The sequence below is a fragment of the Enterococcus sp. DIV2419 genome (genome assembly GCF_051711865.1).
Lineage (GTDB): Bacteria > Bacillota > Bacilli > Lactobacillales > Enterococcaceae > Enterococcus > Enterococcus faecalis.
Genome location: NZ_JBIONS010000001.1, coordinates 1,889,144 through 1,913,821, shown reverse-complemented (window position 1 = coordinate 1,913,821; position 24,678 = coordinate 1,889,144). Strand labels below are relative to the sequence as shown.

Here is a 24,678-nt window from a genome sequence, read left to right as displayed (position 1 = left end):
TATTTTTTAGTAAATAAAAAAAGTAATTGAAAAGTGGCGAAATACAGAGGATACTCCTTTTTATTCTCATTTAAAGAACTTAATTGAGAATGGAAAAGAGGATATTATTTGTAATTTTTTGAGAATATATGATATTCTTTATTATGTAAGAAATAATATTATATGGGAGGAACGAGCGATGAAAGTTATTGTTTTAGGATCATCACATGGAGGTTATGAAGCGGTAGAGGAATTACTAAATCTTCATCCTGATGCAGAAATTCAATGGTATGAGAAAGGTGATTTTATCTCATTCTTGTCTTGTGGCATGCAGTTGTACCTAGAAGGAAAAGTGAAAGATGTTAATTCTGTTCGCTATATGACTGGCGAAAAAATGGAGAGTCGTGGTGTGAATGTCTTTTCTAATACTGAAATTACAGCGATTCAACCAAAAGAACATCAAGTGACAGTGAAAGATTTAGTGTCAGGTGAAGAACGTGTTGAAAATTATGATAAATTAATCATCAGTCCCGGAGCTGTCCCATTTGAATTAGATATTCCAGGTAAAGATTTGGATAATATTTACTTGATGCGTGGTCGTCAATGGGCCATTAAATTAAAACAAAAAACAGTAGATCCAGAAGTCAATAATGTGGTTGTGATTGGTAGTGGTTATATTGGGATTGAAGCTGCCGAAGCATTTGCAAAAGCCGGCAAAAAGGTTACTGTTATTGACATTTTAGATCGTCCATTAGGGGTATATCTAGATAAAGAATTTACAGATGTTTTAACAGAAGAGATGGAAGCTAATAATATTACCATTGCAACTGGTGAAACAGTTGAACGTTACGAAGGCGACGGTCGTGTGCAAAAAGTCGTTACAGATAAAAATGCGTACGATGCTGATTTGGTCGTTGTAGCGGTTGGTGTCCGTCCAAACACTGCTTGGTTAAAAGGTACCTTAGAATTACATCCGAATGGCCTAATCAAGACAGATGAATACATGCGGACAAGTGAGCCAGATGTATTTGCAGTAGGGGATGCTACGTTAATTAAATACAATCCTGCAGACACAGAAGTAAATATTGCCTTAGCAACGAATGCTCGTAAACAAGGTCGCTTTGCTGTGAAAAACCTAGAGGAACCAGTTAAACCTTTCCCTGGTGTTCAAGGATCTTCTGGCTTGGCCGTCTTTGATTATAAATTTGCTTCAACAGGGATTAACGAAGTCATGGCTCAAAAATTAGGAAAAGAAACAAAAGCGGTGACAGTAGTAGAAGACTACTTGATGGACTTCAATCCAGACAAACAAAAAGCTTGGTTTAAATTAGTGTATGATCCTGAAACAACACAAATTTTAGGCGCTCAATTAATGTCGAAAGCAGATTTAACTGCAAACATTAATGCTATTTCATTAGCGATTCAAGCCAAAATGACGATTGAAGACTTAGCCTATGCGGACTTCTTCTTCCAACCAGCGTTTGACAAACCTTGGAACATTATTAATACAGCGGCTTTAGAAGCGGTGAAACAAGAACGTTAATAGAAGAGAAAATAAAACCCATGAGTATTTATAGTACTCGTGGGTTTTATTTTTATTTATGACTTTAGTCAGTTGAAATCTCTAAAGAGATTCCGACAAAAAAACCACGCGTACTGCGCGTGGAGGCCAGAGCTTTAGCGATAAAAACTCCTTTCGATATAATAGATAAAGGCTACCAACCGTTATCAAATCGAAAGGAGTTTTTGAATGTCGAACGACGATAAAAGTTTAGCACATACTCGTTGGAATTGTAAGTATCATCTTGTGTTTACACCAAAATATAGAAGAAAAGTAATCTATGGTAAATTGAGGCGAGATATAGGGAAAATACTAAGGAAATTGTGTGAGATGAAAGAAGTCGAGATCATTGAAGCACATGCAATGCCCGACCATATCCATATGTTGGTAAGAATTCCGCCGAAGTTGAGTGTATCAGGTTTTATGGGTTTCTTAAAAGGAAGAAGTGCAGTAATCATTCATGAACGTCATGCGAATTTAAAATACAATTATGGAAATCGATCCTTTTGGTCAAAAGGCTATTATGTGAGCACTGTAGGATTGAACCAAAAAACGATAGCTAAGTATATACGAGAACAAGAAGCAGAAGATCGAGTAAGGGATAGTATAAACAAAAGAGAGTATAAAGATCCATTTAGGAAGTAACAACTAGATAAGAATAGAATGGTAGCGGTTGGCGGTCTCTAAAAAAAGCTCCCTTAAAGGGAGCAGCAGGTAGCGAGCCCTTCTAGGGCTATTAAAAAGCCACCCGCTATGCGGGTGGATATTTACTTTGTATTCAATTGATTTTTCAACTCTTGTTGGACACGATTTAATTCTTGTTCATCCACACGTTGATAGGAAACTCCATCTTGCATAAAACCAGTACCTTGAAGTTGGTCTTGTTTCACTTTACCAAAGGCACTGCGATAATCTAAGGCAATTTTTTTCATGTCATCAAAACTTAAATCTGTCTTCATATTATCAGAAACAGCTGTTAAAATTTCTTGATAGTTGCTCACGCTATTAAGACTTAAGACTTTTTGGACGATGCCTTCAATCACTTTTCTTTGACGTTCTTGGCGGCCGTAGTCACCATTAGGATCTTCGTAACGCATTCTTGAATAGGAGAGTGCTTGTTCACCATCCAATGAAATTTTACCAATCGTAAAATCATACCCGTCTTGAGAAAAAGTCAGATTATTGTTCACTTCGATTCCGCCAACCGCGTTGACTAATTCTTTTAAACCAGCCATATTAATTGAAACATAATGATTAATAGGTATGTTTAAATAGTTTTCAACTGTATCCATTGCTAAAGATGCCCCACCAAAAGCATAGGCGTGATTCAATTTATCTTGTTTTCCTTGACCTGGAATATCAACATAGGTATCGCGAGCAAGACTGACTAAGGTTGTTTGCTTGTCACGAGGATTAACTGTTGCAACAATTGTTGTATCCGAACGACCTTGCTCGACACGCCCATCATCGCCTGTATCAATCCCTAATAATAAAACAGAAAAAGGTTCCTTATTGTTTAAATTGACCTGACTTTTTTTAGATCGTTCTACTGTTTCATAGGTTTTATCCATTGATTTAGAAACATCCCAATAAAGTTTTGCCCCCATTCCAACAACTGCAAGAAATAGAACCAAGATAATTCCAAAGATAATGGCAAAAATTTTCTTCCCTTTTGACATATTTTTCCTCCAATAATTTATCACAGGTTGTGATTTTTTTCTTATAGGTTAATCTTACTAATTTTTAGTGAAGAAGTATATAATAATTGTTGAAAGACTATAAAACTTTAAGGTATTTTGCATTATTTTTGCTTAATCTTTTGAAATATCTCAATTCTATTAAAATATGCGAATTAGTATATTACACGTTTTCAAGGTGTTTCATTGTTGATTAATTAGAATTTTAGTGGTATTTTTGTATTTGTAATTAGTACAGATTTTAATCGGAGGTATAACAGTGAGTAAAAAAGGATCAGATATCATAGTAGAAAGTTTAATCAATCACGAAGTGCCCTATATTTTTGGGATTCCCGGTGCAAAAATTGATGGAGTTTTTGATGCATTAGTTGATAAAGTCCCAGAATTAATTTTAGCTCGACATGAACAAAACGCTGCTTTTATGGCACAAGGGATTGGTCGTTTGACGGGAGAGCCTGGCTTAGTTATTGCAACTAGTGGACCTGGTGCCAGCAATTTAGCAACTGGGTTAGTAACTGCGACTGCAGAAGGGGACCCTGTTTTAGCATTGGCTGGACAGGTGAAACGGTCCGATTTGTCAAAATTAACTCACCAAAGCATGAATAATGCTGCATTATTTAGTCCAATAACAAAATTCAGTACAGAAATTCAAGATCCAGAAACATTATCTGAAAATATTGCCAATGCTTACCGTATCGCCAAAACAGCGAAAAAAGGTGCAACATTCTTATCGATCCCACAAGATGTCACAGATAGTCCGGTGACAGGCGAAGCAATTAAGCCTTTGTCGGCTCCGAAACTGGGCCATGCATCAGCAGAAACAATCGCAGCTTTAGCTGAACGAATCAAGCAAGCGAAATTACCTGTTTTACTTTTAGGAATGCGGGCCTCTGCACGAAAAGTTACCGCAGCCATTCGTGAATTGGTTGCTATAACTGGTTTGCCAGTCGTGGAAACGTTCCAAGGAGCAGGAATTATTTCAAAAGAATTAGAAGAACATTTCTTTGGGCGTGTTGGTTTATTTCGAAACCAACCTGGGGATCGTTTGTTAAAAAGAAGTGATTTAGTGATTGCGATTGGTTATGACCCAATTGAATATGAAGCACGTAATTGGAATGCAGAAAAAGATGCGCGCGTTATTGTTATTGATGAAGTTCAAATGGAAATTGATCAATATATGCAACCGGAAGAAGAGCTAATTGGTGATATGTCTAAAAATATTTTGAAATTATCAGAAGCATTTAGTGAACCAATATTAACAGAAGATGCGCAAGATTATTTAGAAACGCTTCAAGAAAAATTAACGATTAAAGAAGTAAAAACAAGTACAATTGAAAATCGATTACATCCATTAGAAATTGTTCAAACGCTTCAAGAAAAAACCACGAATGAAATGACAGTTACTGTTGACGTAGGGAGTCACTACATTTGGATGGCTCGCCACTTTAGAAGTTATGAACCGCGTCATTTATTATTTAGTAACGGTATGCAAACATTAGGTGTCGCTTTGCCTTGGGCAATCTCGGCTGCGCTGGTTCGTCCGAATACACAAATTATCTCTGTTTCTGGGGACGGCGGTTTCCTATTTTCGGCGCAAGAATTAGAAACAGCGGTTCGTTTAAAGCAAAATATCGTGCATATTATTTGGAATGATGGTAGTTATGATATGGTTAAATTCCAAGAAGAAATGAAATATAATCGATCCTCTGGCGTAGATTTTGGTCCAGTTGATTTTGTGAAGTATGCTGAAGCTTTTGGAGCCAAAGGGGTTCGAGTACATTCACAAGCAGAATTTGCCGCAGCTTTAGAAGAAGGAATGCAAACAGAAGGCCCAGTGATTATTGATGTTCCTGTGGATTATTCAGATAATCAAGAATTAGGTAAAACATTGTTACCAGATCAACTTTATTAGGAGATGGAAAAATGAGCGAACAATATGTTTATCAACATGGTACGCTAGGCGGTTTAATGGAAAGTTTGATGGCAGGAACGGCAGAAATTGGTACGTTACTCACGCAAGGTGATTTTGGAATTGGGACATTAGAAGGATCAAATGGCGAAATTATTTTATTGGACGGTACATTGTATCATGCAAATCAAACTGGCGAAATTACTATTCTAGAAGGCGAAGAATTAACGCCATATGCCGCAGTTACTCGTTTTCAAGAAGATGGCGCATTCCCTGTATCAACGGAAACCGATGAAAATATTAAAGCACAAATTTTAGAAAAAATTAGTCCTAATTTTTTTGCGGCAATTAAAATTAGCGGTCTTTTTGCGAAGATGCATGTCCGTGTGGCACCTAAACAAGAAAAACCGTATCCACCATTTGTAGAAGCAGCACGCAATCAACCTGAATTTACAGCGGAGAATATTCAGGGAACAGTTGTAGGGTTCTTTACACCTAAATTATTTCATGGTGCCTCTGCCGCAGGGTTTCATTTGCACTTTATCAGTGAGGATCACCAATTTGGTGGGCACATTCTTGATTTTGGCATTAAACAAGGGACTGTTTCGTGGATGGAAACAGCTGAATTGCGGCAGCATTTTCCAGTTCATGATGCTGATTATCGGAATAAAGAAATTGATATTGCAAAAGCTTTGTCCGCAATTGAAGAAGCGGAATAACTGAATAACAAGGCACATTTCTCCACGCCCATTCAAGTTGACTAACTAGGTCAACTTGAATGGGCTTATTGCTGTTCGTCGCTTTTTGTTGTTATTTTTCAAAAAAAAATAGTATCCTTTTTATAATAAGCAAATAACAATTGGAAAGGATGGCGTAATGGACACACTTTATAGAAGTTGGCAATTATCTGGTTGGCTCTATCATGACATTTTTGTCATCATTGTAGCAATTATTTTTATAGTAATTAGTGGTATTTTGGTTATTTCCTTAATAAGAAGGCGGAGTACAAGGAGACTGGTTCCCTATGCGTTAATTTTGTTGGTTTATCTTGCAGTGGTACATTTTGCTGGTTTAATCTTTTTCGGAATGTTTCGTTCAGTAACGATTGAAGAGAAAAGTGCGACGTTTTATTCTGAAAAAACGAAAGGCTTAACTTCAATCGAGCGAATGATTATTCCAAATGGACGAACGAATGGCATTAGCACTAGTAACTCATTGTTCCAAGTGATTTCTGTTAATAGTCAGACGGGCGAACGAATGTGGAGTAAACGTTTAGGCTGGCGTGATTATTTAATTGGTCAAACAGATCAATATGTGGTTTTGAATAATGCTGATAACGAGGCCATTTACTTACTAGATACAAAAACAGGGAAAAAAGAGTTTTCCGAAGCGGATTTAGTGAAGAAATTCCCTGAATTAAAAGACTATTTAAGCTCTAATTTCGTTGATTATCGTTTTATGGATAATCGCTATCTCTATATTTATGGATTAAACAATCGATATTATCAATTAGATTTGAAAAATTGGCAGTTAAAACAAAACCCAACCTTCAAAGAAGTCTTTTAAACACAAGAAGCGCCTAAATGGACGGTAGATTCAAATGAGAGTCAAATTGGTCAAGAGCTGTCATCGGAAGAACGTACAACAGTGCAAGGGAAACTAGAAGAGCAACTAATAGCACCAGTCTTATTAGGCAAGAAAGATGAAGCAAATTATTATGTTCTGTCATACAAGAAAAGACAAAGTAATCAAGCGATAGTTGGCTTATACAATTGGCAGAAAAAAACATACGAGTGGCAAACACCGTTGCTTTTAACTAAAGAAAATGTACCTATTGAAGCTTTTCAAGTAGAGGATGCGTTATTCATTAAAGTCCCGCGTTATTTATACAAAATTAACCTGAATAATGGTAATCAAGAGTATCAGTTTGATTACCGTTGGGGCCAAGTGATTCGTTAAACGAAAAGCGGTAAAGCATACTTAGACAAATAGAAGGAGCAAATAGTCCTTATGATATAAAAAAACGCTTAGAAGAGTAGTGATTCCGCTAGTTTTCTAAGCGCTTTTTTATTTTATGCAGGTCCAGAGATTAAATTCCAGATAATCGAACCTGTATATGCGCCAGGAAATAATTGTGAAACAGGGGTTTGGATTGCAAGAGAAATATCGGTCATGCGGCCACACCACATTCCTTGTCCTTTTCTATCACCAGCGTTACTCATTAAAGTCGCACCGTTACCGATAATAATTGGGTTGGTCGGGAAGTCGGGTGCAGCAGGATCTTCTGAAAAATCCAGTCCATACATTGTATTTGTCATAAAGAAACGCCTTAACGTTTTGTCATAGCGGGCATAGCCGCCTGTTAATTGAAACGTAATGATGCCTAGTAAAGAATGAGCTTCGTTTCGCATGTGTGGGATTTCAGCAGTGACATGCCAACCAGTTAAGGCTCCGCGAACATCCCCCATCCCGAAGTGTCTTATTGTATGAGTATTGCCTTCAGAAGGTCGGATAGGAACTGCCGTTAAATCACCAGAAATCGCTTGGGTTTTAAAAGTAAATTCTTTCGGAATAAAGAGCAAGTCAAAACTAGTGTTAGGATTTTCTAAATCAGGATCAATGGCATCGTTAACCGATTCATCGCCAGGCAGCCCTCCAAGTTCTAGTTTAACTGAAACAGGCGTTTTTCCAGAACGGGTGGCAAAAGAAACCGATGGGTCAAAACTAAAGAGACTGAATACTAGCAACAAGACGGCAAGTGATTGATAAGTGAGTAGATTGTTTTGCTTCAAGAAAGTTCCTCCTTTAGGTGCTGATAATCTAAGTATACGCAAAAGGAGCTGTTTTTATTTATCAGTAATTTACAGGTAATTCGAAAATATTGAGATAGATAGTGTTTAATATTAGTAGAGAAAGATGAGTCGACAATTTTTACTTGTTGATTCTGTCTTTTTTGAGCACAATTCGTTATATCAAGCATGCTAAAATATAAAAGAAATCATCAAGTATCACTAATCAAAATGGAGAGGAGGAGAAAAATTGAGTAAGTGTTTCGGGTTGTTGATGATTTTATTTGTATTATCTGGCTGTTCAGGAAGTAGGAATTCGCAACAGGAAGTCGTTATAGAAAGGTCTGCTAATAATGACAAAGCAAGACAATTTGTTGATCAAAAAAATCCGCATTTAGGAACGCAATTAGAAGCAGAATCTTATACTAAACAGGAAGCGATTGAATTTTTACAAAATGGTTTAGGGATACCAACGAATGACTCGGCGTTACATTATACGTTTAAGCAGTCAAATAAAGGAAGTTATGTTGTTCAAATTATATCTGGAAAGAATAGTGTCTCAAAAGAGAATGAATTGTTCGGATATTATCAGGTGTATCAAGATGGTATTATAGTGAAAATGATGGAAAAGGATCAAACGTTCCAAGAAAATTAAATGATAAATAAAAAAGTTGACAAAAAACACAAACAGTTTTGTTTGTGTTTTTTTGTTTAATGTTCGTGTTTTATTTTTTAATAACCTTTTCCGAAAAAATATACGAACGTTCGGGTTTAAAAACGAACAAAAAGATGAAAATGTGTTGAAATATACGTTTTCCTTGCGTATACTGATGAAGTGAAAAAACGAACGAGGAGTGTACGAATGAACAAGAAAGTTCCTTATTTAATTGTGGCACCGGGGCTAGTACTATTATTATTTTTCTTAATGATTCCATTAATTACTAGCATTTTGCCAACCATTTTTACTGATCATGGCTTGACACTAAATCAGTATGTTACTTTTTTTAAAGATGACTATAATGTTTCAATTTTCTGGCGAACGATAAGAGTTTCGTTAATTGTGACGGGTATTTCAATCGTGTTGGGCATTCCAACGGCATACTTTATTGCTGGAGTTTCCAAAAAATGGCGTGGCTTTTTAATGGCTATGACCTTGTTTCCACTATTAACCAACTCAGTTATTCGAAGTTTTGCTTGGATTAACATTTTAGGAAAAAACGGTGTAGTGAATACGTTGTTATTAAAAACGGGCTTAATTGAGCAACCGCTGAATTTATTGTATACAGAATTTGCAATTATTATCGGTTCAGTGTATTTATTTTTACCGACAATGATTATGACCTTAGTTGGGGTTATGGAAAACATTGAAGGAGAAATGCTAGAAGCGGCTGAGACGCTAGGCGCCAATCCAATGACGGCTTTTCGGAAAATTGTTTTACCTTTATCAATTCCAGGCACCATCGTAGGAAGTATATTAGTGTTTACAGGAACTTTAACGGCTTATACAACGCCACAGCTGTTAGGTGGTAACCAAAAAATGATGATGTCGACCTTCTTATATCAAAAGGCTAATACTTTAGGTGATTGGCAATCGGCGAGTGTTCTTGCATTTATTATGATTTTAACAACATTAATTGTGATGAAAGGCCTAGACATGGTCGCTAAGAAAGTAGATCGGAGAGAAGCAAATCATGCGTAAGCAAAAAGGACTATCTGTTATTGCAATTCTAGTTTTTCTGTTTTTATTTTTACCATTATGTTTGATTGTGGTGACTTCTTTTGGAACAGCCGCAGCGATTCAATTTCCGATTAAAGGCTTTACTTTAGATTGGTACGCCAAAGCCTTACAATCGGAAACGTTTATGGACAGTTTTAAGTTAAGCTTGTTGATTGGGGTATTAGCGACTGTTTTAGCATTAATAGTAGGGATTCCGGCTTCCTATGCGCTGGCTCGTTATTCCGTTCGCGGGCGCAACTTTATTAAAAGCTTTTTCTTATCCCCAACTGTGATTCCAGGAATTGTGGTCGGGTATACGTTATTTCAATATATTGTTATTAAATTAGGTTTGCCTGTCTTTCAAGGATTATTAATGGGGCATTTTTTAATTAGTTTGCCTTATATTATTCGAGTGGTTGGGTCAAGTATGGAACAACTAGATTATTCAATGGAAGAAGTAGCTTGGACATTAGGTTGTACAAGATTGCGAGCTTTTATTCAAATTGTTTTACCCAATGTGTCTTCAGGAATTTTTGCAGCCTTTATGTTAGCATTTGTCAATTCGTTTAACAATGTTCCTGTATCGATGTTTTTATCAGGTCCCGGTGTGACGATGCTGCCTACTTCTTTATTAAGTTATATGGAATACAATTATGATCCAACTGTTTCAGCAATTTCTGTATTGTTGATGCTACTAACAATGGGCTTAATGTTTTTAATTGAAAAAACGTTGGGACTAGCTTCCATTGCCTAAAACATGGAAGAAGCACGAGATAGAAAGAGGAGAAAATTTTGACTTTTGTGGATTTAAAAGATATTCGCGTCAGCTATGACGGAAAACAAGATATTTTAAAAGATTTAAATATTTCAATGGAAAAAGGAGAGTTAGTTTCTTTATTAGGACCGAGTGGTTGTGGTAAAACGACTACGCTAAGAGTGATTGCTGGATTAATTAAGCCAAACGACGGACAGTTTTTCGTTGACCAAGAAGAACTAACAAAGGTTCCTGTCCATAAAAGAAACTTTGGGATGGTTTTTCAAAGCTATGCGTTATTTCCCCATTTAACGATTGCAGAAAATGTCGCTTTTGGGCTGAAATTACGCAAAGAAAACAAACAAACCATGGACCAAAAAGTCACGGAAATGCTAAAAGTATGTGGTTTAGAAAGCTTGGGCGACCGTTATCCAAAACAATTATCTGGTGGTCAAAGACAGCGGGTTGCGCTAGCACGTGCTTTGATTATCGAACCTAAACTATTACTACTAGATGAACCGTTGAGTAATTTAGATGCAAAATTGCGAGTAGCAATGCGGATTGAAATCAAACGGATTCAACAACAATTAGGCATTACGACTGTTTTCGTCACACATGACCAAGAAGAGTGCTTTTCTATTTCAGATAAAGTGGCCATTATGAATAATGGCGTGATTGAACAATATGATTCACCAGAAACGATTTATCGTTTGCCTCGTACTAAGTTTGTCGCTGAATTTATCGGTTTTGAAAACTTTTTCTCTGTCGAAAAAATGGAAGCCGGTCATTATCGGACACAAACAAATCAAATAGTGAAAACGACTAATCCTGAACCAAATGTTACAACGACGGTGGCAACGATTCGTCCAGAGGACATTGAGATTGTTTCAGAAGCTGCTACTAATACTGTCGCAGGTACTGTCGCTGTCCGAACATTTTTAGGGAAAAGCTATCAATATGAAGTGGAAACAGCGTTAGGTACATTGCTGGTTAATGGAACAAGTGAACAGTTATATGAAACAAACGAAACCATTCACTTGGCCTTTCCAGCTGAGAAATTAGTTATTTTAGAAAAATAAAAACCATTTTGGAGGAAGATTTAAAAATGAAAAAACGCGTAATTTTAGGGACATTAGTCGCTGCAACGTTATTAATGACTGCTTGTGGAAACAGCGAAGCAACTACGAAAAGCGAGAGCAAAGGTGGAAGTAATGCTTTAGTCGTTTCAACTTTCGGATTAAGTGAAGATATTGTCAAAAAAGACATTATCGCTCCGTTTGAAAAAGAAAATGAAGCGAAAGTTACCTTAGAAGTAGGCAATAGCGCAGACCGCTTTACGAAATTAAAAAATAATCCCAATGCGGGAATTGATGTCATTGAATTAGCACAAGCAAATGCAGCACAAGGTGGAAAAGAAGGGTTATTTGAAAAAATTACAGAAAAAGAAGTACCTAATTTAAGTCAGTTAACGCCGGGAGCAAAAGAGGTTTTTGAAAGTGGTGCTGGCGTACCAATCGCTGTAAACAGTATCGGGATTGTTTACAACAAAGAAAAATTAGGCAAAGAAATTAAAAACTGGGATGACTTATGGTCAGCTGATTTGAAAGGTAAAATTTCTGTTCCAGACGTTGCCACGACGGCAGGTCCTTTAATGTTGTACGTTGCTAGTGAACATGCTGGTCAAGATATTACAAAAGATAACGGGAAGGCCGCTTTTGAAGCGATGAAAGAATTAAAACCAAACGTTGTTAAAACGTATTCAAAATCGTCAGACTTAGCTAATATGTTCCAATCTGGTGAAATTGAAGCAGCTGTGGTTGCTGATTTTGCGGTTGATATTATTCAAGGCGCAGCAGAAAATGTGACGTATGTCGTCCCAGAAAGCGGCACGTATGCCAACTATAATACAGTCAATATTCCTAAAAAAGCACAAAACAAAGAAACCGCCTTTAAATTTGTTAACGCACGGATTAGTGAAGAATCACAAAAGGCCAAAGCGATTTCATTAAATGAAGGACCTACAAATCAACAAGTAACGCTAAGCGAAAAAGAAGCGAAAAATAAAACATATGGTGCCATTGCCGAACGTGCCAAAACAGTCGATTTTAATTTTATTAATAGTCAACTAGCGGATTGGATTGATCAATGGAATCGGACGATGAATCAATAGTTTTAGAAAAGAGGGACAAAATGAACGTCGATGTATTACTAAAAAATGTGTGGCTGTATCAAACAGTCACTCAAACATTCGTTCAACGAAATGTTGCGATTAAAAATGATAAATTTTATTACATTTATGAAGAAGAGAACGTCAATTTGCAGCCCAAAAAAACAATTAATGCCGAGAATCAATGGATGATTCCCGGCTTAATTGATGCACACATGCATATTGAAAGTTCCATGACGACACCTACTATTTTTTCCAAAGCAGTAGTGCGTTACGGTGTGACAACGGTGATTGCCGATGCCCATGAAATGGCTAACGTATTTGGCTTAGAAGGCTTAAAAGCTTTTATGGCCGCTGAAACAGAACTAGATATCTTTCACGCAATTCCTTCCTCGGTTCCTTCGACCACTCCCGAATTAGAAACAACTGGTGGGATTATCGGCTTAGCAGAAGTAGCAGAATTACTCAAAGAGCCAAAAGTGATTTGTTTAGGGGAAGCCATGAATTTTAAAGGGATTTCCTATGAGCCAGATTCTTTAATTCGTCAAATTATCGATTTGTGTCAAAAACAACGACCAACCATGCCTTTAGAAGGCCACTGTCCTAAAATCGAAGATCAAGAGTTAGCAGATTTTCTATATAGCGGTATCACTTCAGATCATACCCATCAATTTCCTAAAACGTTAAAAGAAAAAATTGAAGCGGGCGTCTTTATTCAATTTCAAAATAAATCAATCACTCCTGAAAACATTCAGGTGATAGTAGACAATGACTTCTACAATTATGCAAGTATTATCACGGATGACGTGATGGCTGATGATTTGCTAAAAGGTCATCTAAATGAAAATGTCAAAAAAGCCGTTCATGCAGGATTGCCTATCGAAAAAGCCATTTATATGGCAACTTATACGCCGGCCAAACGAATGGGTCTCCATGATCGTGGCGAAATTGCACCTGGTAAAAAAGCTGACTTTTTGTTATTAAATGACTTAGAAAGTTTTGATATTAATACGGTTTATAAATCTGGAAAGGTCGTTTTTGAAAAAGGTGAGCCCTTCCATTATCCAGAAAAAATTGAAGAGTTTCCAGGCGCTTACCAACAAACCATCCAATGTAAAAAGTTAACAGAAGAAGATTTACTTTTAAAGGTGGCTACAACAAAAGAAACAGTTCGTTGTAATGTGATTCAAAAACAAGAAATTGGTACATTTACAGAGCGAATTACAAAAGAAATTCCTGTTGAAAATGGGTTGTTACAATGGCAAAAAGCCAACTGTGCCTTATTAATTGTGATGGAACGTTACGGAAAAAATGGCAATATTTCTTTTTCTTTAATGGATCAACCCCTTTCCGAGAAAGGAGCCATTGCGACAACCTGGGCCCATGATCATCATAATTTAATGGTGATGGGTAATACGATTGAGGATATTCTGTTAGCGCAGAATGAATTATTAGCGATGCAAGGCGGCTATTTGGTTGCTTCGGATCAGCAAGTGATGGCAACTTGTCCTTTACCAATTGGTGGGATTTTATCGCAAGCACCGATTGAACAATTAGGCGCTTCTTTACAAAAAGTTCGACAAGCTATGCAAGCGTTAGGCTATCAAAATATGAATGAAATCATGTCCTTTTCCACACTATCATTGCCTGTCTCGCCAGCCATTAAAGTGACAGATTTTGGGATGATGGATACGAAGTCACAACGTTTCTATCCATTAGTTTTTCCAGAGGATGGAGTTCTTTTGCATGAAAACACTCATTAAAAATGTGCATATACTAACAATGGATGAGCAATTTTCAGAAATCAAAGCCGGCTATTTAGTGATTGAAGAAGACACAATTGTGGAATTAGCATCAATGACCACACTTGATGAAAAGCGAGTGGCTGCAAATCAAGTAATCGATGGCCAAAATGGAATTTTAATACCTGGGATGATTAACACCCATACCCATGTAGGCATGATTCCGTTTCGTTCGTTAGGAGACGATGTGCCAGATCGACTCCGGCGTTTTCTTTTTCCATTAGAACAATTCATGACAAAAGAATTAGTAGGATGCAGTAGTGATTATGCAATTGCTGAAATGTTACTGAGTGGTATTACGAGCTTTTGTGATATGTATTATTTTGAAGATGAAATTGCTAAAAGTTGTGAAAAAATGAGTGTTCGTGCTTTGCTCGGAGAGACGATCATTGATATGCCCACTTGTGATAGTCCGGAGCCTTCAGGCGGTCTTTTTTACGCGGAAACCTTTATTCGCAAGTGGCAAGGCCATCCGTTGATTACGCCTATACTTGCGCCACATGCACCGAATACCAATTCACCAGAAGTGTTGACAAAAATTATTGAACTTAGTCGGCAATACCAAGTTCCTGTGACCATGCACGTTGCTGAAATGACTTATGAAATGGCTGAGTTTGAAAAAGCCTATCAAAAAACACCAATTGCTTTCTTAGAAGAACTGGGTTATTTGAGCGAGCCGTTTATTTTAGCGCATTGTATTTTGGCAACAGATGAAGATCTTGCGAGTTTAGCTGCGACTAATGGAAAAGCGCGTGTCGCTCATTGTATCGGTGCGAATACTAAATCAGCCAAAGGCGTAGCGCCGATTAAGCAAATGCTTGATCAAGGGATTATTGTCGGTTTAGGCACGGATGGACCTAGTAGTGGGAATACATTAGATTTATTCACCCAAATGCGTATGGTTGCGAATTTTCATAAGACAGCACACCAAGATCGCTCTTTGTTTCCTGCTAAAGAAATTGTTTATCTGGCAACGATGGGGGGCGCTAAAACGTTAGGCTTGGCGGAGCAAGTCGGCTCATTGGAAGTGGGCAAAAAAGCGGATATAACATTAATTGAAACGCAATCAGTTAATATGTTTCCGATTTTTGATGCCTATTCAGCGTTGGTTTATTCAGCAAATGCTAGCAATGTTGAAGCTGTTTGGGTGAACGGTCAACAGTTAGTTGCCAATAAAGAATTACAACAAGCTAATCTCAAAGAAATCAAGGAAAAATTATATCAGGCCATGAATACGTTTGTGAAAGAAGCTAAAAAAAGAGCTGCTCTCTAAACAAAGCAAGTAGAACGTATCGGATTGATTAAATAACGCTGGATTGACGTTTAGTGATTCAGGTTCTAATAGAGCGCAGACAAACTTTTAATGAAAGAGTTGTCTGTGTTCTTTTTTGTTATAAACATTTTTCTTTTTCTATATATATTTTTAAGGTAAGTTGTATTATAGTAAGTTTGAGAAGATGAGAATGAGAGGAAAAGCAATGAATATACAACGGTTTATAGAAAAACGCAAAGCACGTGGTTTGTCGCAAAGTGAATTAGCTAAAGGGATTTGTACGCAAGTTACGGTTAGTCGCTTTGAAAAGAATGGTCAAGTCCCAACTTTAAAAATATTGATCCAACTATGTAATCGTTTAGAGCTACCTTTGGGGGAACTCTTCCCGCGCGTAGGGATTAAACAACCTGAAATTCTTGAAAAAATGGAAGAAGCAGAATTCTTCTTGATTACCAGCGAACATGACCAATTGCAAACAATTTTAAAAAATATTCCTTTTGATGAAATCAAAGATTCCCAACTGTTATTAGAATATTATTATTTACAAGGCTTTGTCATGATTTTTCAAAATGCTTCGTTGATGGATTGCTTATTTACCTTTGAAAAACTTCTGTTTGAAGAGCAAAAATACACGAGCGATATTTACCGTTTGTTAGCTTTTACTGGAATTGGCATGGCCTATGCCAAAGAAGGCGAAATTGAGAAAGCAGAATTTTATTTCAATAAGGTCTTCAAGGAAATTTATCTTTATACTATTCAATCAATGGAAGATACTTGGCGAGTATTAAATGTTGTCTTTCACTGTGGTGTTTTTTATGCAGAAAAAGGCGATTTAGAAACAAGTGATGCTTTGTTAGAGTATGCGATTTCCATCTGTTCTGATAATCACGTCACGTATTACTTGGCAAGAGCAGCTTTCCAACTTGCGAAAAATGCCTTAGCTGAAGAAAAGCCGCAAGAGCAAATTTTAGAACTACTACAAGATGCCCGAGCGTATGCAAAAATCAATAAAAATCGCATCTTGTTGGAAGCAATTCAAACATTGAAAGAAACAATTTTATCTAAGAATAATTAGTTTATATAGAAAATTATATATTTATTTTCAAAATATAATAAAAAAAGCGTTTTTTAAAAGAGTTCAAGACACGTTACGACCTTAAATGAAAATTTTAAGGTCGTTATTTTATATAAAAAAATATATAAACGACTTGACTGGCATCAAATAAAGGCGTATGATTCATTTGTGAATAAATGTGAAATAAAACACAATCTTTCGTGGAGAGGAAGTCTTGAGGTGCAACAAAGTCAAACTATTTATTTGATGGGCACAGTAATAGATGTATTTGTAGACCATGAAGAACCTGAAAAAATTCTAGAAGAAGTGCATCAACGATTGATCACTTATAAACAACGTTTTAGTGCAAATGATTCAACTTCGGAACTGATGGCTGTCAATCAACAAGCTGGGCAAAAACCAGTCAGCGTTCATCCAGAGTTGTATCAATTAATTGCATTAGGGAAAAAACATAGTTGTGATCCAGCTAGTCATTTGAATGTTACCATTGGCCCGTTAGTTCAAACGTGGCGAATCGGTTTTAAAGATGCCCGTGTCCCGTCAGACGAGGAAATTAAAGCCTGTTTGAAAAAAATTAATCCAGAAAAGATTCACTTAAATCCCTTAAAACAAACGGTTTTTTTGGAAGAAGAAGGAATGAAATTAGATCTGGGGGCTTTAGCAAAAGGCTATATCGCTGATTTACTAATTGCCTATTTGAAAGAAGTCCATGTTACGTCTGCTTTGATTAATCTGGGCGGCAATATTGTGACATTGGGGCCCTCTACGCATCAAAACAAAAAATGGCGAATTGGTATTCGCAATCCGCAAAAATCCAGAGAAACAATCAGCTTACTTGTCGAAGTGGCTAATCAATCGGTTGTGACGTCGGGCATTTATGAAAGAAGTTTAACCGAAGCTGGGCGAGTCTATCACCATTTGTTGGATCCGACAACCGGATACCCATTGGAAACTGAAATGGCCAGCATCACAATTATCTCGGATGCTTCAGTGGATGGTGAGATTTGGACAACGCGTTTATTTGGTTATCCAATTCCAGAAGCGCTTGAAATCCTCAATCAACTAGATGGGATTGAAGGAGTCATCATTACACAAGACCAGCAAATTTTATATAGCAGCGGGTTAGCAGATACTCTTCACATTATCCATTCATAGAACCGAAAAAGAAAGGACAGCTCATTATGAAAAAAATTATCGGCTTAGTAGGAACGAACTCAGAGCAATCAACCAATCGTCAACTTTTGCAATTTATGCAACACTATTTTGCGCAGGAGGCTGACATTGAACTAGTTGAAATTGTTGACTTTCCTATGTTTAACAAGCCAGAAGACAAAGTTTTGCCAGAAATAGTTAAAACGGTTGCTGAAAAAATTGAAGCAGCAGATGGCGTCATTATCAGTACACCTGAATATGACCATGCGGTGCCGGCTTCTTTGATGAATGCCCTAAGTTGGTTATCTTACGGGATTTTTCCGTTTGTTGATAAACCAGTTATGATTACTGGTGCATCCTATGGCACGTTAGGTTCCTCTAGAGCACAAGCGCATCTGCGTCAAATTTTAGATGCTCCTGAATTGAAAGCACGAATTATGCCAAGCTCTGAATTTCTATTAGCGCATTCCTTACAAGCTTTTGATGAAAACAATGCGTTAAAAGATTCAGAACAAATAGATAAACTAGCTGGTTTGTTTGCAGATTTTTGTGTATTTATTGAAATTACAGAACAGCTGAAACATGCGCATGCGCAAAATAAAAAAGAAGCAGAAAATTTCTCATGGGAAACGATTTAACGAAATGGAGTGAATAAAATGAAATTAATTGGGATCGTCGGATCAAACGCTGATTCTTCTTATAATCGGTTACTACTGCAATATATTGGCAAAGAGTTTTATAAAATGTTCGACTTGGAAATTTTAGAAATTAAAGATATTCCAATGTTTAATCAAAGTAAGGATCAAACGAACAGTGTCTTGATTCAGAATATGAATCGCAAAATTTTACAAGCAGACGGCGTAATTATTGCGACGCCCGAACATAACCATACCATTCCTGCCGGTTTGAAAAGTGTGTTAGAATGGTTATCTTTCAAAATTCATCCGCTGGAAAATAAACCAGTAATGATTGTTGGTTGCTCTTATTATGATCAAGGAACCTCACGTGCGCAATTACATCTCCGTCAAATTCTTGATGCACCTGGTGTCAATGCAATCGTGATGCCTGGAAACGAGTTTTTATTAGGAAAAGCTAAAGAAGCATTTGATGAAAACGGCAACTTAATTGCGGAGGGAACACGTCAATTTTTAGAAAGCACATTACAAAAATTCGTGGAATTCATTGATGTGATTTCAAAATTAGAAGGAGCTAAGCCAAAAGACTTACCTGAGGATTTACATGCAAAAGGAACCATTGAAACAACGATCGAAGGGGTTGATATGGCAGCAGATGATTGGGTAGAACAAGCAGCAGAAGCGGTTCAGGCTGTGGAAGGCGACACATATGTAAAATTAGATCGAGGCATTTTAACCGTAGATCAGCTAAATTATTTCTTAAAATCAATGCCAATGGAATTGACTTATGCAGACAGTAACAATCAATTTTTATATTACAATAAAAAAATGGCTGCTGAAGAAATGTTTGCTAAACGGCAACCAGGACAAGTTGGTAATCCATTAGCGAATTGCCATCCGCCAAAAGCATTGAAAAATGTAGAATGGGTGATTCAACAATTACGGTCAGGAAAAACAGATGCTATTCGCGTTCATGTTCCAATGCACGGACCAGATACCTATGTAGTGCATAACTATCAAGCGATGTATGATGATAATGGAAATTACGCGGGAATTAATGAGTATATTTTAGACTTTAAACCAATTGTTGATTGGTATTTAAAACAAACTGGGCAAGAATTAGTCGGTGGAAAAAACGTCGATGCAGTCAGTGGTGCCTCCAAAAAAGAATCGCCAGAAACGGCAGATAGTGTCTCAAGTGCATCAGTCCATGAAGAAGAGTCAGCGACCGAAAAGCCAACAGTTGACAGCGTTTCTAGCGCTTCAATTAAAGAGTAAAATAACAGCAAAAAATAGCGGCAACAAGTAGTCATACTGTATTCAGATTAGCAATGCCAAATGAGGACTTTTATTGACAGAAGCTGATACTTAAAAGAGTAAGAACTTTATAGGAAGATAGTATAGAAGACGAACCAAAAGTTTCAATCATTTTTGACGAATAGGCTAGAAAAGAAACAGAAAATTAGTCAAACAAATCAGCTTTTCTTTAAATTTAAAGTAAAAAAATAACAAAAAAAGCCTCCTTGGTGACGCAAGGGGGCTTTTTTTGGTTAAAATAATACTTTTCTATGAAGATTCCTAAATATTGAAAGAATCATTTTTAAATTTGTGGAAAAAATAAGCAAGATTGACACTCACGTCTTGTCAAAAAAATAGATACTTAAGGCGTGATAGTTTGGAGTTGAAAATGTGACTACTTTGTTAGATGAATTATTAGACCAAGAATTCCGAGATAAATTACTTATTTATCAAACTTTTATGAATAGTGAAGGTCCATTATTAAAAGAAGAATTTTATGGATATTTTGATTTATCCACTCAAAAGTTAGAATCGTTGTGCCGTCAAATAAATTATGAATGTACACAGATTTCTTCAAGGAGTCAAATTATTTTTCCAGCTAAAGGACTGATTAGTGCGCAAAAATTATCGCAAATTGATTATCAAGCCTTAAGAAAATATTATTTTGATCAATCACTAATGGCCAAGTTGCTTCTTGATGTGGGCCTCTATCAAAAGCACACGATTCAAGAATTTTCTCAAATTCATTTTATGAGCAAAAGCAAAATTTATGCCTTCTCGTATAAACTAAATCTGATTTTAGCTAATTGGCATATTAAATTAAAGTCAACAGGCTTGGTTGGAGAAGAGAAAAATATCCGAAGTTTTTGTTTTCAATGCTTGTATTATTTTTATGGAAGTAATCAAGAAAGGCTGCCTAACATTTTGCTGGAAAATAGTCCTGGCATTAAACGATTTATAAACGATCTACAATTGATGTATCAAAGAACGTTTAGTCTTAATCAAAGCGCACAACTATTTATTCTTTTAACGATCCAACGTTTTCGTGTATTTTCTGATCATGTAGTGGACTCTTTTACGGAAGTTCATGTGCCTAGCTGTTTACAGCATGCGTTTGAAAAAATTTATACAAGCGAAACGCCTCTTTTTAAAGAGGATTTTGGCAAAGAGACTTCATATATTTTTCTTTTTTTAAGTTTAAATGAATACATTGATAGTCCGATTGTTTTTCCGGATAAGTTAACCATGTTAGACGAATTTATTGATCATATGAATAGTGTTATTCCTTTCTTTGAAAAGCGAATTACGGTGGAAACAAAAGAAAAATTAAAGTTGATTTGTTATCGCTGGGACCGCCTATACTTTTCAGTGGCTGCATTTATTCCCGCCAAGCAGAGCAGTTTCTTTGAAGAGCGGTTTCCTCAAATTCATCGCGCATTAGATGGTTTTATACAAAAGACAGAGTCGCTGCATCAAAAACGATTTTTAATGTATGAACGCGTGCATCTATATTATGATTTTATGTTTTGTTTGTTAAATGATCGGTCTTTTTGCGCAATTGAAAAAACGATTCATGTATTTGTTGATTTTTCTGGTGGGGAGGATTATAACCGCTTTATTGCAAAAATTATTGCTTCTTTCAATTATATGGATGTCATGATTGATCACAAATTAACCTTAGAAACCGATTTGTATTTGTCCGATTTTTATAGTTCGAAAGTACGGTGTCGTCAATTGACATGGCGTCATTTGCCGGAAACAAAAGATTGGCAAGTATTTGCTGAGGTAGTCAGAGAACTAAGAAAGGGAGAGACTCAGAAAAATGAGCACTATGAGAGAGACCCAATCGAGATGTGGCGAGAACAAGAATACGAAGGATAGTCAATTGAGACAAGCAGTTAACTATAAAGACTTAACTGGTCAAAAGTTTGGTGAGTTGACAGTAGTAGCACCAACGGCAAAAAGAAAAGAAGGGCTGATTGTTTGGGCCTGTCGCTGTTCTTGTGGGAGCTATGCAGAAGCTTCAAGAAGACAACTAATTCGTGGGTATCGAACCAAATGTGCGCACCATCGCTATCAAACAATGTTGAAAAAAAACTATCATGAATTAATCGTGGTACGGATTGAAAGTATTCAACAGACAATGAAAGCGTATTGTCTGTGTTCGTGCGGACAATCTTGCTGGGTTCGCTGTGAAAATTTGTTGAATGGCCATACCAAAAGTTGCGGTCATCGTAAAAAGAAGGATTACCGACAAAGAGTTGCTGGTGTAATTCCAGGGAAGTTGCAAAGTAAACGCCCTAAAAATAATAGCAGCGGACACAAAGGAGTGAGCCAGACCGCTTCTGGGAAATGGCTGGCTTATATCTCTTTGAAAGGCAAGCGCCATAACTTAGGTATCTTTACGAAAAAAAGTGAAGCAATTTTAGCAAGAAAATTAGCAGAACGTCGTCTATTTCAACCAATTTTACAACAAGAAATAGTGACTACAAATAAGGAAGTTTAGCAACAGAGAGGATGCGAAAGATGTTAGCAGGCTTATTTTCAGTAACTGGAATGATTTTATTGGGGATTTTATTTTGCTTAATTGGTTATCAAACGTTTCGAAAACATCATCATTAAGAGAAGAATGTTCTAGCTAGATAATTTCATCGACAGATGAAATTATCTAGCTTTTTTTATAAAAAAGCTAAGAAAAGGATAAGAGATTGTGGAAATTCTTTAGGTTGTTTAACAAAGCCTTAATTTCCTTTGTTTTAGATTGTGGTTAAGAAGATTTTTCTCTATACTAAGTCTTCGGAAATCAAAGAAAAGAAAGGAGCGAGTGATGTGGTTAAAAAAATTGGTTTAAGTATAATGCTCTTATTTTTTTTCTTAATTATCGCACTCCCAATCTATGCGTGGAAGATTGAGCCAAATTTAGTTCACGTTAATCAGGTGACTTTGGGAAAGAAAAATCAACGAGAACCATTGAATGTTGTGCAACTTTCGGATATACAAGTTTCAGAATTTTATGAGACGAAGCGGTTAGATAAAGTCATAAAAAAAGTCAATCGTGAAAAACCAGATATTATCGTTTTTACAGGTGATTTATTTGACAATTATGCCAAAAATCCGCAACAAAAAGAACCGATGATTGAAAAGTTAAAACAGTTACAAGCGACAATTGGAAAATATGCAGTTTGGGGAAATCATGATTATGGTGGCGGTGCTTCTGCGGTGTATGATGAAGTCATGGAGGCCAGTGGATTTACCGTTATGAAAAACCAAGGAGAAACAGTAACCTTAGCAGATGGACGCCGTCTTTTTATTGGTGGTTTAGATGACTCGTTATTAGGAAATCCTTCCGTTTCAGAAACATTATCCTATCGAGAAACGTATGACTATGCGTTATTAATGACCCATGAACCAGATGTCGCGGATGCATTTGTTTGTACGGGTACACAGTTAGTTTTAGCAGGACATAGCCATGGCGGACAAATTTGGATTCCTTTTTATCCAATCACAAATGTTTTAGCAGAAAAGTATACCAGAGGATTGTATCAGTTGGACCAAGAAACGCAACTATATGTTAATACAGGCTTAGGAACGACCGCCATTCATGCCCGTTTTGGGGTGATCCCTGAAATTACACATTTTACTATCTATATTTAAAAAGTCTGGTCGGATTGACCAGACTTTTTTCTGTTATTTAACAGAATTATTTTTAAGAAAAAGATGTTCATATTTTGGTGAAACGTTTCTATAAAATACTTTAAAATATCTATAAAAGAGTATTTTTATGGAAAAAGAAGCAGGGGAAATAATTTCTTTATAAATGGTCTATAGCGCTTTTTAATGCTGTTATTTTTAAATAAAACCATAATGTAAGGGTTTACAACCGCTTGAAGTGAATGTATAATCTGTTTGTAGAAACGTTTCACTAAAAAGAAAGGAACCCTGCTTATGAAAAAACTAAAAAAGTTTTATGATCAGCGGCAATTGCATTGGATGGTACTTCCGGGTGTAGCATTCATGATTGTCTTTAACTACATTCCAATTTATGGAATTATCATTGCTTTTAAAAATTATACGATTGTTGATACGGTTTCTTCTGCACCATGGGTTGGACTTGAAAATTTTCGAATCATTATGGAAGATAGTTTTTTTTGGGAAGCAGTTCGTAATACCTTAGCGATTAGTTTAATGAAACTTTTTTTAGGATTCGCTATTCCGATTATCTTAGCGGTAATGATTTTTGAAATGAGAGATGGCCATTTAAAAAAAGTGATTCAGACAATTTCTTATATTCCGCACTTTTTTTCTTGGATCGTTTTAGGCGGGATGTTGATTTCGTGGCTTTCAACAAATGGCTTTATCAACCAAGTCATGATGTCGTTAGGCTTAATGAATCAGGGCGTCAATCATTTGTTAGATCCTGATAAGTATTGGTGGATTGCTGTTCTTTCTGATTTGTGGAAAGAAGTAGGTTGGGGCACGATTCTCTATCTTGCTGGCATGTCTCGCATTGATCCAACGTTTTATGAAGCCGCGAGAATTGATGGTGCTTCAAAATTAACACAAATCCGAACGATTACTTTGCCCTTATTAGCGCCGATTATTTCGTTGAACTTAATTTTAAATGTTAGCGGTTTATTGGGATCGAACTTAGATCAAACGTTGGTTTTAATGAATGCTCAAAACCAAAACAAATCAGAAGTAATTAATTCATTTGTTTATCGTATGGGGCTAACGCAAGGGGACTTTTCTTATGCGACGGCAGTTGGTTTAGGGATTTCCGTTATTTCAATTGTTTTATTAGTCATTACAGATCGCATTACTAGAAAAATGAACAATGGTCGGTCGGTTATTTTATAAAGGAGGCAACAG

The 24,678-nt window shown here is 36.5% G+C and carries 21 protein-coding genes and 1 pseudogene; 20 read left to right on the top strand and 2 right to left on the bottom strand.

Annotated features, from left to right (window positions below; translation table 11 throughout):
* Positions 1 to 178: 178 nt before the first annotated feature.
* Both IGI97_RS08955 and tnpA read left to right on the top strand, forming a co-directional pair.
* Positions 179 to 1,522 carry an NADH peroxidase gene (locus IGI97_RS08955; RefSeq protein ID WP_002357926.1) on the top strand — a complete coding sequence of 448 codons (1,344 nt, stop codon included), beginning with the start codon at positions 179 to 181 and terminating at the stop codon, positions 1,520 to 1,522.
* Between the two features lie 207 nt (positions 1,523 to 1,729).
* Positions 1,730 to 2,185 (top strand): IS200/IS605 family transposase, encoded by a 456-nt coding sequence (gene tnpA / locus IGI97_RS08950; protein ID WP_010712524.1) that lies wholly within the window; start codon positions 1,730 to 1,732, stop codon positions 2,183 to 2,185.
* Between the two features lie 122 nt (positions 2,186 to 2,307).
* On the opposite strand, the gene IGI97_RS08945 is transcribed toward tnpA, so the two are convergent.
* Positions 2,308 to 3,219 carry an LCP family glycopolymer transferase gene (locus IGI97_RS08945; protein WP_002404487.1) on the bottom strand — a complete coding sequence of 304 codons (912 nt, stop codon included), beginning with the start codon at positions 3,217 to 3,219 and terminating at the stop codon, positions 2,308 to 2,310.
* A 277-nt stretch (positions 3,220 to 3,496) separates the two neighbouring features.
* On the opposite strand from IGI97_RS08945, the gene alsS reads away from it, so the two are divergent.
* The 3 genes and pseudogenes from alsS to IGI97_RS08930 all read left to right on the top strand — a co-directional run bounded on the left by alsS (position 3,497) and on the right by IGI97_RS08930 (position 7,105).
* Positions 3,497 to 5,149: an acetolactate synthase AlsS gene (alsS, locus tag IGI97_RS08940; RefSeq protein ID WP_438738458.1), complete on the top strand. Its 1,653-nt coding sequence runs from the start codon at positions 3,497 to 3,499 to the stop codon at positions 5,147 to 5,149.
* 11 nt (positions 5,150 to 5,160) lie between these two features.
* The gene (gene budA / locus IGI97_RS08935; protein WP_002357922.1) at positions 5,161 to 5,865 is read left to right on the top strand and encodes an acetolactate decarboxylase; all 705 of its coding nucleotides are present in this window, start codon (positions 5,161 to 5,163) and stop codon (positions 5,863 to 5,865) included.
* Positions 5,866 to 6,022: 157 nt separating this feature from the next.
* A pseudogene (locus IGI97_RS08930) lies at positions 6,023 to 7,105 on the top strand (PA2928 family protein).
* Between the two features lie 113 nt (positions 7,106 to 7,218).
* Here the strand turns inward: IGI97_RS08930 and IGI97_RS08925 are convergent.
* Positions 7,219 to 7,980 carry a WxL domain-containing protein gene (locus IGI97_RS08925; protein ID WP_438738456.1) on the bottom strand — a complete coding sequence of 254 codons (762 nt, stop codon included), beginning with the start codon at positions 7,978 to 7,980 and terminating at the stop codon, positions 7,219 to 7,221.
* A gap of 229 nt (positions 7,981 to 8,209) precedes the next feature.
* Between IGI97_RS08925 and IGI97_RS08920 the strand changes: the two genes are divergently transcribed.
* From IGI97_RS08920 to IGI97_RS08850, 15 genes are all read left to right on the top strand, one after another.
* A complete protein-coding gene (locus tag IGI97_RS08920; protein ID WP_438738806.1) occupies positions 8,210 to 8,590 on the top strand; it encodes a hypothetical protein in 381 nt (126 codons plus the stop codon).
* Between the two features lie 207 nt (positions 8,591 to 8,797).
* Positions 8,798 to 9,634: an ABC transporter permease gene (locus IGI97_RS08915; RefSeq protein ID WP_002382189.1), complete on the top strand. Its 837-nt coding sequence runs from the start codon at positions 8,798 to 8,800 to the stop codon at positions 9,632 to 9,634.
* Positions 9,627 to 10,406: an ABC transporter permease gene (locus IGI97_RS08910; protein ID WP_002357916.1), complete on the top strand. Its 780-nt coding sequence runs from the start codon at positions 9,627 to 9,629 to the stop codon at positions 10,404 to 10,406. Before IGI97_RS08915 ends, IGI97_RS08910 begins: the two co-directional genes overlap by 8 nt.
* A 38-nt stretch (positions 10,407 to 10,444) precedes the next feature.
* Complete coding sequence (locus IGI97_RS08905) at positions 10,445 to 11,485, top strand: ABC transporter ATP-binding protein (protein WP_002413403.1); 1,041 nt, start codon at positions 10,445 to 10,447, stop codon at positions 11,483 to 11,485.
* Between the two features lie 26 nt (positions 11,486 to 11,511).
* Positions 11,512 to 12,576 carry an ABC transporter substrate-binding protein gene (locus IGI97_RS08900; RefSeq protein WP_002357914.1) on the top strand — a complete coding sequence of 355 codons (1,065 nt, stop codon included), beginning with the start codon at positions 11,512 to 11,514 and terminating at the stop codon, positions 12,574 to 12,576.
* Positions 12,552 to 14,336 carry an adenine deaminase gene (locus IGI97_RS08895; protein WP_002401414.1) on the top strand — a complete coding sequence of 595 codons (1,785 nt, stop codon included), beginning with the start codon at positions 12,552 to 12,554 and terminating at the stop codon, positions 14,334 to 14,336. Before IGI97_RS08900 ends, IGI97_RS08895 begins: the two co-directional genes overlap by 25 nt.
* Positions 14,320 to 15,648: an amidohydrolase gene (locus IGI97_RS08890; protein ID WP_010825171.1), complete on the top strand. Its 1,329-nt coding sequence runs from the start codon at positions 14,320 to 14,322 to the stop codon at positions 15,646 to 15,648. The genes IGI97_RS08895 and IGI97_RS08890 overlap by 17 nt, the downstream gene beginning before the upstream one ends.
* 184 nt (positions 15,649 to 15,832) lie before the next feature.
* On the top strand, positions 15,833 to 16,723 hold the full coding sequence (locus tag IGI97_RS08885; protein ID WP_002382193.1) for a helix-turn-helix domain-containing protein: 891 nt from the start codon (positions 15,833 to 15,835) through the stop codon (positions 16,721 to 16,723).
* A 219-nt stretch (positions 16,724 to 16,942) separates the two neighbouring features.
* Positions 16,943 to 17,878, top strand: coding sequence for an FAD:protein FMN transferase (locus IGI97_RS08880; protein WP_438738453.1), 936 nt, complete (start codon positions 16,943 to 16,945; stop codon positions 17,876 to 17,878).
* A 26-nt stretch (positions 17,879 to 17,904) separates the two neighbouring features.
* On the top strand, positions 17,905 to 18,513 hold the full coding sequence (locus IGI97_RS08875) for an NADPH-dependent FMN reductase (RefSeq protein WP_002357907.1): 609 nt from the start codon (positions 17,905 to 17,907) through the stop codon (positions 18,511 to 18,513).
* Between the two features lie 18 nt (positions 18,514 to 18,531).
* On the top strand, positions 18,532 to 19,788 hold the full coding sequence (locus tag IGI97_RS08870; RefSeq protein WP_048949599.1) for an NADPH-dependent oxidoreductase: 1,257 nt from the start codon (positions 18,532 to 18,534) through the stop codon (positions 19,786 to 19,788).
* 411 nt (positions 19,789 to 20,199) lie between these two features.
* The gene (locus IGI97_RS08865) at positions 20,200 to 21,690 is read left to right on the top strand and encodes a helix-turn-helix domain-containing protein (protein WP_438738451.1); all 1,491 of its coding nucleotides are present in this window, start codon (positions 20,200 to 20,202) and stop codon (positions 21,688 to 21,690) included.
* Positions 21,641 to 22,315, top strand: a complete 675-nt coding sequence (locus IGI97_RS08860) for an AP2 domain-containing protein (protein WP_029655936.1) — start codon at positions 21,641 to 21,643, stop codon at positions 22,313 to 22,315. The genes IGI97_RS08865 and IGI97_RS08860 overlap by 50 nt, the downstream gene beginning before the upstream one ends.
* 257 nt (positions 22,316 to 22,572) lie before the next feature.
* Positions 22,573 to 23,463, top strand: coding sequence for a metallophosphoesterase (locus IGI97_RS08855; protein ID WP_438738449.1), 891 nt, complete (start codon positions 22,573 to 22,575; stop codon positions 23,461 to 23,463).
* A 291-nt stretch (positions 23,464 to 23,754) separates the two neighbouring features.
* Positions 23,755 to 24,666, top strand: a complete 912-nt coding sequence (locus tag IGI97_RS08850) for an ABC transporter permease (protein WP_002382199.1) — start codon at positions 23,755 to 23,757, stop codon at positions 24,664 to 24,666.
* The last annotated feature ends 12 nt before the right edge of the window (positions 24,667 to 24,678 follow it).

Coding starts and splice junctions, on each gene's coding strand:
- IGI97_RS08945 (WP_002404487.1), bottom strand. CDS start 3,219: ATGTCAAAAGGGAAGAAAATTTTTGCCATTATCTTTGGAATTATCTTG.
- IGI97_RS08955 (WP_002357926.1), top strand. CDS start 179: ATGAAAGTTATTGTTTTAGGATCATCACATGGAGGTTATGAAGCGGTA.
- IGI97_RS08900 (WP_002357914.1), top strand. CDS start 11,512: ATGAAAAAACGCGTAATTTTAGGGACATTAGTCGCTGCAACGTTATTA.
- IGI97_RS08920 (WP_438738806.1), top strand. CDS start 8,210: ATGATTTTATTTGTATTATCTGGCTGTTCAGGAAGTAGGAATTCGCAA.
- IGI97_RS08890 (WP_010825171.1), top strand. CDS start 14,320: ATGAAAACACTCATTAAAAATGTGCATATACTAACAATGGATGAGCAA.
- IGI97_RS08875 (WP_002357907.1), top strand. CDS start 17,905: ATGAAAAAAATTATCGGCTTAGTAGGAACGAACTCAGAGCAATCAACC.
- IGI97_RS08850 (WP_002382199.1), top strand. CDS start 23,755: ATGAAAAAACTAAAAAAGTTTTATGATCAGCGGCAATTGCATTGGATG.
- IGI97_RS08915 (WP_002382189.1), top strand. CDS start 8,798: ATGAACAAGAAAGTTCCTTATTTAATTGTGGCACCGGGGCTAGTACTA.
- IGI97_RS08870 (WP_048949599.1), top strand. CDS start 18,532: ATGAAATTAATTGGGATCGTCGGATCAAACGCTGATTCTTCTTATAAT.
- IGI97_RS08910 (WP_002357916.1), top strand. CDS start 9,627: ATGCGTAAGCAAAAAGGACTATCTGTTATTGCAATTCTAGTTTTTCTG.
- budA (WP_002357922.1), top strand. CDS start 5,161: ATGAGCGAACAATATGTTTATCAACATGGTACGCTAGGCGGTTTAATG.
- IGI97_RS08860 (WP_029655936.1), top strand. CDS start 21,641: ATGAGAGAGACCCAATCGAGATGTGGCGAGAACAAGAATACGAAGGAT.
- IGI97_RS08885 (WP_002382193.1), top strand. CDS start 15,833: ATGAGAATGAGAGGAAAAGCAATGAATATACAACGGTTTATAGAAAAA.
- IGI97_RS08895 (WP_002401414.1), top strand. CDS start 12,552: ATGGAATCGGACGATGAATCAATAGTTTTAGAAAAGAGGGACAAAATG.
- tnpA (WP_010712524.1), top strand. CDS start 1,730: ATGTCGAACGACGATAAAAGTTTAGCACATACTCGTTGGAATTGTAAG.